Origin of the sequence: Bartonella birtlesii IBS 325 (assembly GCF_000273375.1) — a bacterium.
Classification (GTDB): domain Bacteria; phylum Pseudomonadota; class Alphaproteobacteria; order Rhizobiales; family Rhizobiaceae; genus Bartonella; species Bartonella birtlesii.
Genome location: NZ_CM001557.1, coordinates 551847 through 567574, shown reverse-complemented (window position 1 = coordinate 567574; position 15728 = coordinate 551847). Strand labels below are relative to the sequence as shown.

16 protein-coding genes are annotated in these 15728 nt (G+C 39.8%); 6 read left to right on the top strand and 10 right to left on the bottom strand.

Annotated elements, in window-relative coordinates:
- Positions 1 to 201: 201 nt before the first annotated feature.
- The 5 genes from pheT to nth all read right to left on the bottom strand — a co-directional run bounded on the left by pheT (position 202) and on the right by nth (position 5365).
- A complete protein-coding gene (gene pheT / locus QWU_RS02920) occupies positions 202 to 2616 on the bottom strand; it encodes a phenylalanine--tRNA ligase subunit beta (protein ID WP_006590041.1) in 2415 nt (804 codons plus the stop codon).
- Positions 2617 to 2647: 31 nt separating this feature from the next.
- The gene (gene pheS / locus QWU_RS02915; protein ID WP_006590040.1) at positions 2648 to 3733 is read right to left on the bottom strand and encodes a phenylalanine--tRNA ligase subunit alpha; all 1086 of its coding nucleotides are present in this window, start codon (positions 3731 to 3733) and stop codon (positions 2648 to 2650) included.
- 94 nt (positions 3734 to 3827) lie between these two features.
- Positions 3828 to 4229, bottom strand: a complete 402-nt coding sequence (rplT, locus tag QWU_RS02910) for a 50S ribosomal protein L20 (RefSeq protein ID WP_006590039.1) — start codon at positions 4227 to 4229, stop codon at positions 3828 to 3830.
- A gap of 33 nt (positions 4230 to 4262) precedes the next feature.
- Positions 4263 to 4466, bottom strand: coding sequence for a 50S ribosomal protein L35 (gene rpmI / locus QWU_RS02905; RefSeq protein ID WP_006590038.1), 204 nt, complete (start codon positions 4464 to 4466; stop codon positions 4263 to 4265).
- Positions 4467 to 4591: 125 nt separating this feature from the next.
- Positions 4592 to 5365 (bottom strand): endonuclease III, encoded by a 774-nt coding sequence (gene nth / locus QWU_RS02900; RefSeq protein WP_017196157.1) that lies wholly within the window; start codon positions 5363 to 5365, stop codon positions 4592 to 4594.
- Between the two features lie 123 nt (positions 5366 to 5488).
- Between nth and QWU_RS02895 the strand changes: the two genes are divergently transcribed.
- Positions 5489 to 5920 (top strand): Hsp20 family protein, encoded by a 432-nt coding sequence (locus QWU_RS02895; protein WP_006590036.1) that lies wholly within the window; start codon positions 5489 to 5491, stop codon positions 5918 to 5920.
- A 26-nt stretch (positions 5921 to 5946) separates the two neighbouring features.
- Positions 5947 to 6198 (top strand): BQ00720 family protein, encoded by a 252-nt coding sequence (locus tag QWU_RS02890; protein ID WP_006590035.1) that lies wholly within the window; start codon positions 5947 to 5949, stop codon positions 6196 to 6198.
- Positions 6199 to 6484: 286 nt separating this feature from the next.
- Here the strand turns inward: QWU_RS02890 and QWU_RS02885 are convergent, their stop codons facing one another.
- On the bottom strand, positions 6485 to 7075 hold the full coding sequence (locus QWU_RS02885) for a transglycosylase SLT domain-containing protein (RefSeq protein ID WP_006590034.1): 591 nt from the start codon (positions 7073 to 7075) through the stop codon (positions 6485 to 6487).
- 105 nt (positions 7076 to 7180) lie between these two features.
- The gene (locus tag QWU_RS02880; protein ID WP_017196156.1) at positions 7181 to 8377 is read right to left on the bottom strand and encodes a DNA recombination protein RmuC; all 1197 of its coding nucleotides are present in this window, start codon (positions 8375 to 8377) and stop codon (positions 7181 to 7183) included.
- A 91-nt stretch (positions 8378 to 8468) separates the two neighbouring features.
- Here QWU_RS02880 and def point away from each other — a divergent pair, with 91 nt between their 5' ends.
- The 3 genes from def to truA are packed head-to-tail and all read left to right on the top strand — an operon-like array spanning position 8469 to position 10673.
- Entirely contained in the window at positions 8469 to 8999 is a 531-nt protein-coding gene (gene def / locus QWU_RS02875; RefSeq protein ID WP_006590032.1) for a peptide deformylase, read from the top strand.
- Positions 8999 to 9928, top strand: a complete 930-nt coding sequence (fmt, locus tag QWU_RS02870) for a methionyl-tRNA formyltransferase (RefSeq protein ID WP_006590031.1) — start codon at positions 8999 to 9001, stop codon at positions 9926 to 9928. Before def ends, fmt begins: the two co-directional genes overlap by 1 nt.
- 1 nt (position 9929) lies before the next feature.
- Positions 9930 to 10673, top strand: a complete 744-nt coding sequence (truA, locus tag QWU_RS02865; protein ID WP_006590030.1) for a tRNA pseudouridine(38-40) synthase TruA — start codon at positions 9930 to 9932, stop codon at positions 10671 to 10673.
- A gap of 32 nt (positions 10674 to 10705) precedes the next feature.
- Here the strand turns inward: truA and QWU_RS02860 are convergent, their stop codons facing one another.
- Positions 10706 to 11569: an LOG family protein gene (locus QWU_RS02860; RefSeq protein WP_006590029.1), complete on the bottom strand. Its 864-nt coding sequence runs from the start codon at positions 11567 to 11569 to the stop codon at positions 10706 to 10708.
- A gap of 107 nt (positions 11570 to 11676) precedes the next feature.
- On the opposite strand from QWU_RS02860, the gene dapD reads away from it, so the two are divergent.
- Positions 11677 to 12525, top strand: a complete 849-nt coding sequence (gene dapD, locus QWU_RS02855) for a 2,3,4,5-tetrahydropyridine-2,6-dicarboxylate N-succinyltransferase (protein ID WP_006590028.1) — start codon at positions 11677 to 11679, stop codon at positions 12523 to 12525.
- A 66-nt stretch (positions 12526 to 12591) separates the two neighbouring features.
- Here the strand turns inward: dapD and lepA are convergent, their stop codons facing one another.
- Together lepA and QWU_RS02845 are read right to left on the bottom strand one after the other, a co-directional pair.
- Positions 12592 to 14397 (bottom strand): translation elongation factor 4, encoded by a 1806-nt coding sequence (gene lepA, locus QWU_RS02850; protein ID WP_006590027.1) that lies wholly within the window; start codon positions 14395 to 14397, stop codon positions 12592 to 12594.
- A 416-nt stretch (positions 14398 to 14813) separates the two neighbouring features.
- Positions 14814 to 15722 carry a DMT family transporter gene (locus QWU_RS02845; RefSeq protein ID WP_006590026.1) on the bottom strand — a complete coding sequence of 303 codons (909 nt, stop codon included), beginning with the start codon at positions 15720 to 15722 and terminating at the stop codon, positions 14814 to 14816.
- Between the last annotated feature and the right edge of the window lie 6 nt (positions 15723 to 15728).

The window sequence follows — 15728 nt, the reverse complement described above, 5'->3', positions numbered from 1 at the left end:
CAAAAAATAACTTTTCAAGATGTTTTAAAAATGTTTAAAAGAGCCTTTTTAACCTTGAAGAAATTGGGAATTTAAAGAAGTTCGCTTGTTTTGATAAAAAACCTTTTTCAAGAAACTCTACAGCTCTTGAATGCTAAGCAAAACGCGAGCATTCAAAAATGCTCCCACTTTATGAAAGTACCTTGCAAAAAATGAGAATATTCAACCGCGTAAACACGCACCTGTCACCTTAGTGACATTTTCTACCACTTTCAAAGCAAGCTCTTCTAGATCTTCATCCGTTAAGGTCCGTTCAATGGGTTGAATAGCGACTTCAATCGCAACAGATTTTTTATCTTCACCAAGGCTTGAATCTTCAAAAATATCAAAAATCTGCACTGAATGAATAAGTTTTTTATCCGCTCCACTTGCAGCACGTACGATAAGAGAGGAGGCAACCATTTTATCAACCACAAATGCAAAATCACGCCGCACTATTTGAAAAGGCGATAGTTTCAATGGAGAACGACTTTTGGTTACCTTTTTCTTAAACTCCGGAATTTTATCAAGAAAAATTTCAAACCCACATAAAGGACCATTTATATCTAACTTTTCCAATGTAGCAGGATGAAAAACGCCAAAAAAACCAAGAATAATCTTTGATCCAAGCTTCATAATCCCTGAACGACCAGGATGATACCAATTAGGTGCTCCAACTTCAATTTGAATCTTGCCTATATCCATACCACACGCTTCTAAAACAGCCAATGCATCGGCTTTGGCATCAAAAACATCAACTGTTGCAGCATCACCATGCCAAAAACGCCCTGCTCCTTCAAATCGTTCTGTTCCTCGGCGAACGCCACCAGCAACACATTGCTGTTTATCAGGTGTATCGCCTTCATAGATGCTGGACACCTCAAACAAAGCAAGATCTGGAAAACCACGATCAGCATTTCGTTGTGCTGCCATCAGTAAACTAGGTAAAAGAGAAGGACGCATCACGGACATGTCAGCAGAAATAGGATTTACCAATTTAAGCTGTTCTTGACCACCACCAAAAGCAAAAGCCTGACTTTCAGAAATAAAGGACCATGTCACGGCCTCCTTCATACCACGATGCGCTAAAGCTAAACGCGCAACGCGTGAATGAACCTGTGCGCCTGTCAAAACTGAACCTTTTCCCGCTGTAAAATCTGCTAACGGAATGGGTTTAATTTTATCCAACCCATAAATCCTCATCACCTCTTCTACTAAATCAGCTTTATCAGCAATATCAGGACGCCATGTTGGTACTTTAACGGTAACCACATCTCCTTCCCCTTCAATACGAAATCCAAGCTGTGTCAAAATAGTAATGGCGTGTTCCCGCTCTATTTCTAAATTTGTCAAACGCTTCATTTCAGAAAAAGGAAAAGCGATTTGTTTGATTTCCGGTTGCTGATAACCAACAACCTTCGTCTTGGATACCTCACCACCACAAAGGCGTAAGATTAATTCTGTTGCAATCTCAAGCCCTTTTTCCATAAAAGTCGGATCAACACCTCGCTCAAACCGATAACGCGCATCACTGATGATTCCTAATACACGTCCTGTCTGCGCAATACTCTTTGAATCCCAAAGTGCTGACTCAATAATAACGCGACGCGTCTTCTCATCACAGCTCGTTCTTTCACCACCCATAATACCGGCAATCGAAACAACTCCCTCTTCATCTGCGATGACACAATCTTTGACACCCAAATTATAGATTTTTCCATTAAGCGCTTGAAGTTGTTCATCTCCACGGCCACGACGTACACTCAAATTCCCTTTAATTTTATCTGCATCAAAAACATGAAGCGGACGACCAAGATCAAAGCTTATGTAATTGGTCATATCGACCAACGCATTAATAGGTCTCAAACCAATTGCACTCAAACGCCGCTGCATCCATTGCGGAGACTCCCCATTTTGAACATTACGTACTTCACGCCAAGCAAAACCTAAACATAGCGATGAACCTTGCAAAAAATCTAAAGAAACATGAAGCGGTGTTTCAAAAGAAGCGTCAAATTGTGGCAACGATAATTCTTTTAATCGCCCGATTCCAGTAGCAGCTAAATCACGCGCAATACCGCGAACACCTGTACAATCAGAACGATTGGGAGTTAAACCAATATCAATGACTGGATCATCTAAACCTGCATAAGTAGCGAATGAACCTCCTATAAGCGCATCCTCTGGGAGTTCGATAATCCCATCATGCTCACTTGATAATTCAAGCTCTGCCCATGAACACATCATTCCAAAACTTTCAATCCCACGAATTTTGCCTACAGACAAGGTCACATTAAGTCCCGGCACATAAGTGCCTGGCAATGCAAGAACCCCAACAAGTCCAGCACGTGCATTTGGTGCCCCACAAACAATTTGCATAGGCGTACCAAACCCCGTATCTACCGATAAAATCTGTAATTTATCTGCGTCAGGATGTTTTGTTGCTGTTAAAACTTTTGCAACCACAAAACCTTTTAAAGAAGAACGGTCATCAACATGATCAACCTCGAGACCGATCGCCGTTAGTTTATCACAAATTTCATTCAAAGATGCATCTGTCTCTAAGTGATCTTTCAACCAGGACAATGTAAATTTCATTTTAAAACCTCACATCAACGCTATGATAAGATCACACATTATTTAAAGCAGGAAAAAAAGCAGGCATATCAAAACAACGAAAGCCGTAATGATCTAACCAACGCAAATCAGCATCAAAAAAAGCCCGCAAATCAGGCATACCGTATTTCAACATGGCAATGCGATCAATACCCATTCCCCACGCAAATCCCTGATATTCATCGGGATCTAAACCAACATTCTTCAATACATTAGGATGCACCATTCCGCATCCTAAGATTTCCAGCCAATCCTGTCCTTCACCGAATTTTACTTCTGAACCAGAACGGTCACACTGGATATCCACTTCCATAGATGGTTCGGTAAAAGGAAAAAAAGAGGGACGAAAACGCATCTTCACAGATGAAACTTCAAAAAAAGCTTTACAAAAAGTCTCATGAAGCCACATCATATGTGCAATGGTAGAGGTTTTATCAATCACAAGACCTTCCACCTGATGAAACATTGGTGAATGAGTCGCATCTGAATCCATACGGTAAGTTTTTCCAGGAATAATGATACGTATCGGTGCTTTTTGTTTTTCCATCGTACGAATTTGCACGGGTGATGTATGGGTGCGCAATAATTTGCGCTCTCCTGCTTTATTGACATCAAAAAAGAAAGTATCATGCATTTCGCGCGCTGGATGACCTTCAGGGAAATTCAATGCCGTAAAGTTGTAATAATCTGTTTCAATATCTGGTCCTTCTGCAAGTGAAAAACCCATATTCGTGTAAATAGCTATAATTTCTTCAATCACCTGTGAGATAGGATGAATACGCCCCCGTTCTATAGGTGAAGAACGAACAGGTAAGGTTACATCAACCGTTTCGCTAGAAAGGCGCGTATCCATTGCTTGCTTTTTAAGAAGATCGCGTTTTTGCATCCATAACTCTAAAACACGATTTTTTAACCCATTAAGAGCAGGCCCCATTTTATGACGTTCTTCAGCGGTCATCTTCCCTAATGTTTTTAATTTTTCAGAGATGCTCCCTTTTTTGCCTAACGCCGCAATACGCACTGCTTCAAGTTCCTGTTCATCACCCGCTGCTTCTAAAGCTAAACAAATTTCTTGTTCCAGACGCTCAACATCGCTCATCTTTTTGCCTATGTTTTTAATAAAAAAAACCCGCACTCGTAAAAACCAGTACGGGACCCTGAATAAATGAATGCTTTAAGAGAACACGACTGGCTTACTTGACAGCGCTTTCAAAAGCATTAGGTGTCGTGTCTTTTAAATATTCCAAAGCCTTCTTTGCAGACACAACTAAAGTAGAAAACGCTTCTGTTTCGTGAATTGCTATATCTGAAAGAACTTTACGATCAACCTCAATACCAGCTTTCGATAAACCATCAATAAAGCGCGCATAAGTCAAACCTTCTGCACGAACAGCGGCATTAATTCTTTGAATCCACAAAGCACGGAAAGTACGTTTTCTATTTTTTCGATCACGATAAGCATACTGCTTTGAACGATCAACCGCCGCTTTAGCTGCACGAATAGTATTTTTGCGCCGGCCGTAAAAACCTTCAGCCTGTTTCAAAACTTTTTTGTGCTTAGCGTGCGCTGTCACACCTCTTTTTACACGTGCCATGTAATAATCTCCTAAAAATCAAAAGCGTAAGGTTTAAACACCATTTGGCAAATAATGCTGAATAACTTTTTTGGCATCTTGTTCGCATAAAACCATTGTTCCACGGGCATCGCGAATAAATTTATTTGAACGTTTAATCATGCCGTGACGTTTGCCTGCAGCTGCTACTTTAACTTTGCCTGACGCAGTGATTTTAAACCGCTTCTTAGCGGACGACTTGGTCTTCATCTTGGGCATTTTGCTACTCCATACAATTTTATTCATTCAAGTGGATCTATTCATTCAAGCGAACTAACGCCTGAATAAGCATTCAAACAGCCACGGCATGCCCTGCCGGGCGGCTCTAACAGCGTTTTCATAAGCTAGTATACACGAAATAGCAAGACCATATCAAAAAAAATCGGAGGTCCATTGCCTTGAACTTCAACCAAAGGTGCTGGAATTGAATTTGTTTTGATGGCTGCTTTACAAAGATCAGCAATAATACATTGTGTACATTGTATTTTACGAGCTTGGCAAATATAACGCCCATGCAAAATAAGCCAATGATGCGCATAGCGAAGATAATGTACTGGTATAATCTTTAGTAACTTTTCTTCAACAATCTCTGGTGTTTTGCCAAACGCTAACCCAAGACGGTTTCCAAGGCGAAAAATATGCGTATCCACCGCCAGTGTAGGCTGACCAAAAGCAACATTCAAAACAACATTAGCCGTTTTACGTCCTACTCCAGGAAGTGCCATAAGTGCTTCACGTTTATCAGGCACCTGACCACCATAGTGATCAATTAAAAAGTTGCAAAGTGCATAAACATTACGCGCTTTTGCACGCCAAAGACCAATTGTACGAATATGACGTGCAATTTCTTCTTCTCCTAATGCAACCATTTTTTCCGGTTGATCAGCGAGGCGAAACAATTCCTTTGTCGCTTTATTAACGCTCGTATCTGTAGCCTGAGCCGAAAGAACAACCGCAACCAAAAGAGTAAAAACATTGGTATAGATAAGATCACTCTTAGGAAGCGGACGTTGAACAGAAAAACGACGAAATATTTCTTCAATTTCGTCTTTACTATATAATATTTCAACAGATTTTCGTGTTTGTAACAATTTTATTTTTATTGTTCTTTGAGTCATTATTGAAGTCTCTATAATCTTCTCTCTTGAAGTTATCACCCACACTCGCCATATGAAAGAAATGTAGAAAACACTTTTTATAAAGTTTGGTCAAATAAAGCCGCTTTAAAGAGGATATTCACAATGACACATGTGACGCCTTTCTCCAATCCCTTTCTTTTAGGATTTGAAACGATAGAAAAAACACTGCGGCGTATTGGTAAAACCGATGAAGCTTATCCAGCTTATAATATTGAGCGTTTGCACAAAAATGATGAAGCAAATCATATACGCATAACTTTAGCTGTTGCTGGATTTAAAGTCGATAATCTCAATATTCTGCTTGATGACAATCAACTGATCATTCATGGTAAACAAACAGACAATCAAAATCACCAATATTTATATCATGGTATAGCAGCACGCCAATTCCAACGTATCTTTGTTCTCGCAGAAGGAATGCATGTTACAAATGCTGAGTTGAAAAATGGACTGTTATCAATTAACCTACATCAACCAAAGTTAAAAAAACAAACAAAACAGATTCCAATTAAAGTTAGCAATGGTGAGGTATAAAAGTTAAGGTGTAAAGGAATAAGAAAATGGGAGAACATAAACAGAACTTGTCTTTACAAAATGCGTTCTATCCTGATGCGGGGCAGATTGCTTATTTAAAAAAAGTTTGTACAGATGATTTGGCTAAAAATTTTCCAGATCTTCCGCCAATGACTCCAGGTATTACAATATGGGCTCTCTTTGGTGAAACGGGTTATCCAATTATTTTGTCTGATGAGCGCTCTATCGCTCTTGCAGGAGCTAATGAACATGAGCTACAAATTGTAACTCTACACTAAATTGCTTAATGAAAAACAGCGGAAACTATTGTCATAAATTTTGTCCGTTGTTTTTCGTACTATAGTATGGTGTCAGTTTCATTGGAGGTATCTATCTTTACAGTTGTGAGAGTATAAGAGACATATCACTCTTTTATTTGCCAACCCTAAATGTTGTATATTTCTTATTCAAAATATAAACTTTACTATGTACCGTTATCTTTACACTTATGAAGATACAATACCATTATTCTCTTTTTCATTTAAAGTGAATCTCATTCCTTGATTGGACTCTTCATAATCCTTTCTAACGCCACCCACATGCCCTTAATTGCCTATCATATTTTTGAGATATTTCTGCCATACGCTGTGCCGCTTGTGCAAGTGCACTACTATTTGCTTGTCCCCTACTGCGCGCATAAGCACCATGCCCCATATGATAATTTAAATAAAGGTTATACGCATCATCAAACCTCACACCATTGCGTTGAACACTTTGGCGATGGTACCAAGCAACAAAATCAGCGGCATCTGCAAAATTAGTTCTCCATGCAAAAGACCGTCCCGTAGAGCGGAGATACATTGCCCATGTACTGTCAAGCGCTTGAGAATAACCATATGCTGTCGATCGACGTTTCCATGGAATAAAACCAAAAAGTTTTGTGCGTGGAGGACGTGCATTGTGACGAAAATTTGATTCCATCTTAATGGTTGCAAGAATAATCGGCATAGGAATCCCATAGTGCATTGCTGCGCGTTGAGAAGCTTTTCCCCAATTATCAAAAAAACTATTTTTTTGTGCTAAAATAGCGCAAGCATTGTTTGTATAAATTGGGGAGGTTGTTGCACATCCCTCTAGCAGAAACACCAATGCCCCTAAAAACAAAAGGTGCCGCATATCTTCTCTTCCTCTCATTAGGAAATTAATAAGATATGGATACTAAAAAATTATTACCAATCAATAAAGAATATAGACATATTTGTAATTATTGGGAGCCTTGTTTTACTCCTCATCCACCAAACGCAATGTTTGAGATGGAATAGAGGCTGTCATTTTTGTTGGCTCATTTGTTGGCTCAAAGTTGTTCTCTTTTAACTCAAAAGTTTCAATGCGATTAGCTCGTTTCATAATTTTGGAGGATGATATTAAAATCCCCTCTATATCTTCACCTGCTTTGTAAAAATGCTTCTGTAACGCGCGAACACGCGTATCCATTCGTCCAAAATCTTCCATTAATTTTGCTACTTCTGACTGAATCAAATGTGCTTGTTCACGCATCCGCGCATCTTTCATAATAGTTTGTACAACCTGAACAGATAACATCAACAAAGATGGTGATACAATAATCACATGTGCTCGATTGGCTTTTTGTACCAATGGCTCAAAATCTTCATAAATTGTTGCAAAAACCGATTCCGAGGGTACAAAGAGAAAAGCAGTGTCATGTGTTTCTCCAGGAATTAAATATTTCTGTGCAATATCGCGAATATGAACTTCCATGTCAGTACGGAATTGGCGTTCTGCTTCCTGACGCTCTTGCGCTGATGTTGCTTTACGCATGGCATTCCACGCCTCTAGAGGAAATTTTGCATCAATCACAAGAGATGGTCCTTTATTTGGCATATAAATGAGGCAATCTGGGCGCTTTCCATTAGAGAGAACTGCCTGAAAAGCATAAGCATTTGGTGGTAGGGCATCAGCAATAATTGCTTCCATCCTCCCCTGACCAAAAGTGCCACGTGTCTGCTTATTGCTTAAAATAGCCTGTAACTGAACAACCTGTCCTGTAAGCGACTGAATATTATTTTGCGCCGCATCAATTACCGCTAAACGTTCTTGCAATCGAGCCAGATTTTCATAAGTAGATTTGGTCTGCACTTGAAGCGTTTGACCCAAATTGGCTGTCATCCCATTGAGTTGCTCACTGAGTGACTTATTCAACTCAGCCTGCCTTTGACCAAAAATTTCTGCCATAGTCTGCATTCGCCCTTGCATTTCAGCTTGTGTCTTTAGCAATGTATCCATCTGCATTTGTGCTTCACGAGCACGTTCAGCAGTTTTATTTTCCCAAAATGCCTTTTTCCGATGAGAATGTATCAGCATAAAAAATATCAAGCAAATGAGTATCAGTAAAAGCAGAGCACTTAGTTTAGCAAAAGACTGATCAGCGAGCATAAAAGAAAAAAACGAATCAAACATACCAAATAATATAATCCTCTTATCATAAAAAAAGCGCAAGAATCCGTTATTCAATATTGACCCATAACAAACCATTGATTAATCTATACTTATGTCAATTAAACCTTTAATTACTTTACCTGATCCGATTTTACGGAAAGTCTCCAAACCCGTCGATCATATTGATTCAACTCTCCAAAAGCTTGCTGATGATATGTTGGATACGATGTATAATGCCCAAGGTGTTGGTCTTGCTGCTATTCAAATTGGTATACCGCTGCGTATGTTGGTCATAGATGTCTCCAGAGATGATATCCCAAAAAATCCGCTTGTTGTTATTAACCCAGAAATCTTATGGCTTTCAGATGAGCGTAATATTTATAAAGAAGGCTGCCTCTCTATTCCTGAATATTACGCGGAAGTTGAACGCCCTAAACGCCTTTATGTGCGCTATCAAGATCGCCAAGGGAAACAAACAGAAATCGAGACAGATGATCTCCTAGCTACTTGCTTACAGCACGAAATCGATCATTTAAACGGTTGCCTTTTTATAGATCACATTTCAAAAATCAAACGTGATATGGTGATACGAAAATTTAAAAAACGCGCAAAAGAAGACAACGCACAGGAAGCACTTTTGTAATGGCATTACGGTTAAGTTTTATGGGAACACCTGATTTTTCTGTTCCCATTTTACATGCTTTGTTGAATGCGGGACATGATATTGTAGCTGTTTATAGCCAACCTCCTCGCCCAGCAGGTCGTCGTGGTCTTAAATTGATCCCCTCACCTGTTCAAAACGCAGCACAAGCAAAATGCATCCCTGTGTTCACTCCTCTAACGTTCAAAACGGTTGAACAACAAGCCCAATTTACAGCTCTTGGTGTTGATGCTGCTGTTGTTGTTGCCTATGGACTCCTCTTACCGAAAACTATTCTTGAAACACCACGTTTTGGTTGTTTTAATGCTCATGCTTCACTCTTACCACGTTGGCGTGGCGCTGCTCCTATTCAGCGTGCAATTATGGCTGGTGATAGAGAAACGGGAATGATGATTATGAAAATGGATGAAGGGCTTGATACAGGACCTATTGCTCTCTCCCACTCCATCCCTATTACTGATAACATGACGACCTGTGAACTTTCAGATAAACTTTCACATATAGGCGCAGAACTCATGATAAAAGCTCTGTCAGCTCTTGAAAAAGGTCAGCTTAAACTTACCCCACAATCAGCAGAAGGCATAACCTATGCCTCCAAAATCAAAAAGGAAGAAACCCGCATTGATTGGACAAAATCTGCAGAACTTATTCATAGGCATATTCGTGCACTTTTTCCCTCTCCTAGTTGCTGGTGCAACATGAATATCGGCGGACGAGAAGAGCGCGTAAAAATTCTTGGAAGTCGCTTAAAAACGGGAGCTTCTCTTGAAATTGGTCGGATAGAGCCAAATTCTTTGATCATCCACTGCGGACAAGGACGTTTAGAAATAACCCATCTCCAAAGATCTGGTGGTAAAATTCTTGATAGCGCCACATTTTTGCGAGGTGCTCATATTTCTGCTGTTTTTTAATATGCCACGTTTTAAACTCACCCTTGAATATGATGGCTCAAATTACGCTGGCTGGCAGCGCCAAACAGACCTCCGCACCATACAAGGAGCTCTTGAACAAGCTATTTTTCACTTTTGCGGCCAACAACTAACCATTACGACAGCTGGTCGAACTGATGCAGGTGTGCATGCTATGGGGCAAGTTGTACATGTTGATTTTGAAAAAAACTGGTACACACACACTATACGTGATGCGCTCAATGCGCATTTACGAAAACAAGGAGAAGATATTTCGATCTTAAATGTACAAAACGTCCCTGATGACTTTGACGCACGATTTTCCGCAATCAAACGCCATTATCTTTTTAAAATTCTCAATCGCCGCTCCCCACCAGCTTTAAACGCCAAACGCGTGTGGTGGTTGCCAAAACCCCTCAATGCACAAGCCATGCATGAAGCTGCCCAAAAACTTGTAGGACAACACGATTTTACTACTTTCCGCTCAGCTCATTGCCAAGCCAAAAGCCCTATTCGTACCCTCGAACGCCTTGATGTTCAAAGAGAAGGAGAAGAGATTTTCCTCTATGCACAAGCCCGCTCTTTTCTTCATCATCAAATTCGTTCATTTGCGGGAAGCCTCATGGAAGTTGGTATCGGTCGCTGGACAACACAAGATCTTGAAGCAGCTCTTCATGCTAAAGATCGCACACGTTGTGGTGTCGTCGCACCACCTTCAGGACTTTATTTGACTAAAGTGGAATATTAACTATCCTGCAAAAATTACTTCTTCAAAAGCAATTAAGGAAGCTTATAAAAGGAACGGATTTCTTCAAAAGCCTCCGCTGCGGTATTAACAAATGTCATCAGGGTGAGATCAGCAGGAGAGATCGTACCTTGCGCTGATAAATAATCAAAATTAATAACGTTTGCCCAAAATTCTTTGCCAAACATTAAAATTGGAACCTGTTTCATTCGCCCCGTTTGCATTAAAGTTAAAGTTTCAAACAACTCATCCAGAGTACCAAATCCTCCAGGGAAAACGGCCAATGCCTTCGCCCGCATTAAAAAATGCATTTTACGCATCCCTAAATAATGAAAATTAAAACATAAATGCGGAGTCACATAAGAATTAGGCATTTGCTCATGCGGCAAAACGACATTTAAGCCAATCGTTGGTGCACCAACATCAGTAGCACCACGATTTCCTGCTTCCATTATCCCTGGCCCTCCCCCTGTGACGACCACAAATTCACGATACTCCGTCGTAGCAGAATAGCATGAACATAAACGCGCAAATTCCCTTGCTTCATCGTAATAATGTGACATAGCATGTAAATTTTTCTTTTGTGTTCCATTTTTTGCTGCCCACGCTGCTTGCCCAGATTCGGGAATACGCGCACCACCAAATAAAACAATTGTTGATTGAATATTATATTCTTGAAGCACTATTTCTGGCTTCAAAAACTCAAGACCAATACGTTGTGAGCGTAACTCAGGACGCATCATAAACTCTTGGTCGATATATGCCAAACGATAAGTAGGTGAATGCATTTGTGCTGAATCGGGAACTTCATGCACCTGTTGTAGAGCATCTTTTACATGGAGAAGTGGCGCCCAATTTTTTTGTTCTTTTTCTCTTTTTTCTTTGTAACCTTTTTTCATGCACTTGTCCTACTTCCTCATCGTTTTATTGACTGAAAACATTTCTTCGCGTAGGTCATAAAGAATAAATCTTGAAGCTTTCAACTTGTTTAACGGAAACTTTGATCATGACCCATCTCACACAACTTGAAATGATTATTGAAAAAGCATTTGATGATCGCGATTCTATCGATATTATCACAAAGGGTGAAATTCGTGAAAGTGTTGAATATGCATTAAACCTTCTTGACAAAGGTGAAGTCCGTGTAGCGGAACGCCAAAAAAATGGACAATGGCATGTTCACCAATGGTTAAAAAAAGCCGTCCTTCTCTCTTTTCGGCTCAATCCTATGCAAATTATTGCCGGTGGGATAAATGGAACATATTGGTGGGATAAAGTCCCTTCGAAATTTTCTGGTTGGCAAGAAGTTGACTTTAAAAAAGCTGATTTCCGTTCCGTTCCTGGAGCGATTGTACGCCATTCTGCCTATATTGCTCCCAATGTTATATTGATGCCATCCTTTGTAAATCTTGGTGCTTTTGTCGATGAGGGAACAATGGTTGATACATGGACTACTGTTGGTTCCTGTGCACAAATTGGCAAACATGTTCATCTTTCTGGTGGCGTCGGTATCGGAGGTGTTTTAGAACCACTGCAAGCAAACCCAACGATTATTGAAGATTATTGCTTTATCGGTGCACGCTCTGAAGTCGTTGAAGGTTGTATTATTCGTGAAGGTGCAGTTTTAGGAATGGGAGTTTTTATTGGAAAATCTACAAAAATTATTGATCGTACAACAGGCGAAGTTTTTATAGGCGAAGTGCCTGCCTATTCCGTTGTAGTTCCAGGCTCTCTCCCTGGAAAACCATTACCAAACGGTGCAGCAAGTCCAAATCTTTATTGTGCTGTCATAGTGAAACGCGTTGACCAAAAAACACGAGAAAAAACATCTATTAACGATCTTTTGCGTGATTAAAAATACTCTTCCAAAGCCTTAAAAAATCAACACAATACCAAAGCGCTCTCAACGAAAGAAATTTCATTATTTACTCATTTTAAGCGCTTGAATAAAAGCCGACTGTGGAATTTCTACTTTTCCGAATTGGCGCATTCGTTTTTTACCTTCTTTTTGCTTTTCTAAAAGTTTGCGCTTACGCGTCACATCACCCCCGTAGCATTTAGCCGTTACATCTTTACGCAAAGCACGAATTGTTTCACGCGCAATAATTTTACCCCCAATTGCTGCTTGGACTGGAATCTGAAACATATGTTGAGGAATAAGATCTTTTAGTTTTTCGCACATAGAACGCCCGCGCCTTTCCGCAATAGTGCGGTGCACAAGCATCGACAATGCATCAATAGACTCTCCATTCACTAAAATAGACATTTTAACTAAATCGCCTTCTGCATAATCCGTCATCTGATAATCAAAGGAAGCATAACCCTTTGAAATTGATTTTAAACGATCATAAAAATCAAAAACAACCTCATTCAGCGGCAAATCGTATGTCACCATCGCACGCGTCCCGACATAGGACAAACTAACCTGTATCCCTCGCCGTTCTTGGCAAAGTTCTAAAATTGATCCAAGATAGTTATCAGGAGTCATAATTGTAGCCCGAATCCATGGTTCTTCAATGGAAGAAATTTTAACAATATCAGGCATATCTGCTGGGTTGTGTAATTCTTTAACAGAACCATCATTCATATTCATACGATAAACAACTGAAGGTGCTGTCGCGATTAAATCCAAATTAAACTCGCGCTCTAACCGCTCTTGAATAATTTCAAGATGAAGAAGCCCTAAAAATCCACAACGAAAGCCAAACCCTAAAGCCGCGGATGTTTCCATTTCAAAGGAAAAGCTTGCATCATTTAAGCGCAGTTTGCCCATAGCTGCACGTAAATCTTCAAAATCAGCCGCATCAATGGGAAAAAGTCCACAAAAAACAACAGGTTGCGCAGGTTTAAACCCAGGTAACGCTTCTTCACAAGAGCGGCGTTCTTCCGTAATGGTATCACCAACCCGTGTATCAGCAACTTCTTTGATAGAGGCCGTTATAAAGCCAATCTCCCCTGGTCCTAATTCATCAACTTGGATCATTTTTGGGGTAAAGACTCCAACCCGTTCAACTGGATATTTTGCTCCTGTACCCATCATGCGGATAGTTTGACCTTTTTTCAATATACCATCAATCACCCGCACCAAAACAATGACACCAAGATATGCATCATACCAACTATCAACTAACATCGCTTTTAAGGGCTCGTTAACATCGCCAGTATGTGGAGGTGGCAGTTGCATCACAATTGCTTCTAAAACATCAGGAACTCCTAAACCTGTTTTTGCTGATATTTCCACTGCCTGAGATGTATCGATGCCTATCACGTCTTCAATTTGTTCTTTAACACGCTCAGGTTCTGCCGCTGGAAGATCAACCTTATTGAGCACAACAACCAATTCATGGGAATTATCAATAGCTTGATAAACATTCGCCAACGTCTGCGCCTCTACCCCCTGGCTCGCATCCACTACCAAAAGTGAACCTTCACAAGCAGCCAATGAACGCGAAACCTCATAAGCAAAATCAACATGACCAGGCGTATCAATAAGATTTAAAATATAGGTTTCACCACTCTTCGCTTTATAGTGCAAACGTACCGTTTGTGCTTTAATAGTAATTCCACGTTCACGCTCAATATCCATGGAATCAAGTACTTGCTCTTTCATCTCACGTGACTCAAGCCCTCCCGTCATTTGAATCAAACGATCAGCTAAAGTTGACTTTCCATGGTCGATGTGTGCCACGATGGAAAAATTACGGATATAATTACGATCTACAGTCATACGGGCGATTTAGCAAAGAATAGCACAAAACGCAAAGACCAATTACACCTCTTTGAAAACCTTTCAAGAAAATATAAATGAAAAGAGCTTCTCAAAACACAATTCCCCATAACTTAAAAAATGAAGCTTTTGTTTGCTAAACGCAATGCCCATGATTAAAAGTGATGCTCTTCATTTTTTCATATTCGTTGATCTTATCACTCAATATGCCCGTACAATATTAGAAATATGTATAAAATTCAGGCTTGTGATAGAATTTGTAAAAAGCGTTGTTTTCTATTTTTTTACACAATAACTCGCTTTTTTATCAATTTTATACAAAATAAAAAAAATATACTCTTTAAAGGGGCTTTTTCTTTTAAAAGTGAAAAAGTACCTAGAGCTTTTTTAACTTCTTTGAAAAAAAGCAAAGTTAATCAGTTTTTTCTCACTTTATCTTTTTTTCGCCATTGTGAAGGTTGTAATTCAGCCACGACAATCCCAATCAAGATGAGCACTCCCCCAAACAAGGCTAAAGGAGATAAACGCTCACCAGCTAAACGCCCAACAATGCCAGCCCATACAGGCTCACCCGCGTAAATGAGTGTTGCACGTGTAGGCGAAATAGATTTTTGTGCCCAATTCATCGCCAATTGAATGATAGCACTCATCAATGCCAATCCTATACCGATATTCAGCCATACCCACGAAAATTCAGGAATGCTTTCACCCATCAACGGCATACAAAAAAACGAAAAAAGACCACTAAAAAGTAACTGTATAATTGTTACGCGCCGACTATCAACCTTGTTAGCAAAAATTCCGATAAGTATAACCTCTGCAGCAATTGCTAAAGCACCTAACAAAGTTAGAATTTCACCTTTTGAAAAATCAAAACTTCCTGGCTTTTGCCCAGAAATAAGTACAAGCCCAATAAAAGCAAAAATGATACCGATCCAACAAGCTAAACGAGGTGGCTTTTTAAAAACAATCCATTGCAATATTGGAACTATAGGGACATAAAGCGCCGTGATAAAAGCCGACTGACTACTCATAATGGTTTGCAGCCCCATGGCTTGCAAAGCGTAACCCAGAAACATTCCCACACCAATAGCCATTCCAGCAAAAATTTCATAAACAGTTATACCTTTCATAGAACGCCAAAAAATTGCCCCACATATAAGCGATGCAACAACAAAACGGAATCCCACAAAAAAGAGAGGACCGCTATAACGTACTGCGATATGAATTACTAAAAATGTAATGCCCCACAATATTGTTGCAATAAATAATGCTAATTCTGGTTTGCTTAGTAAAGAGTGTTTCAACTGTTTTATATTAACCATGAAAGG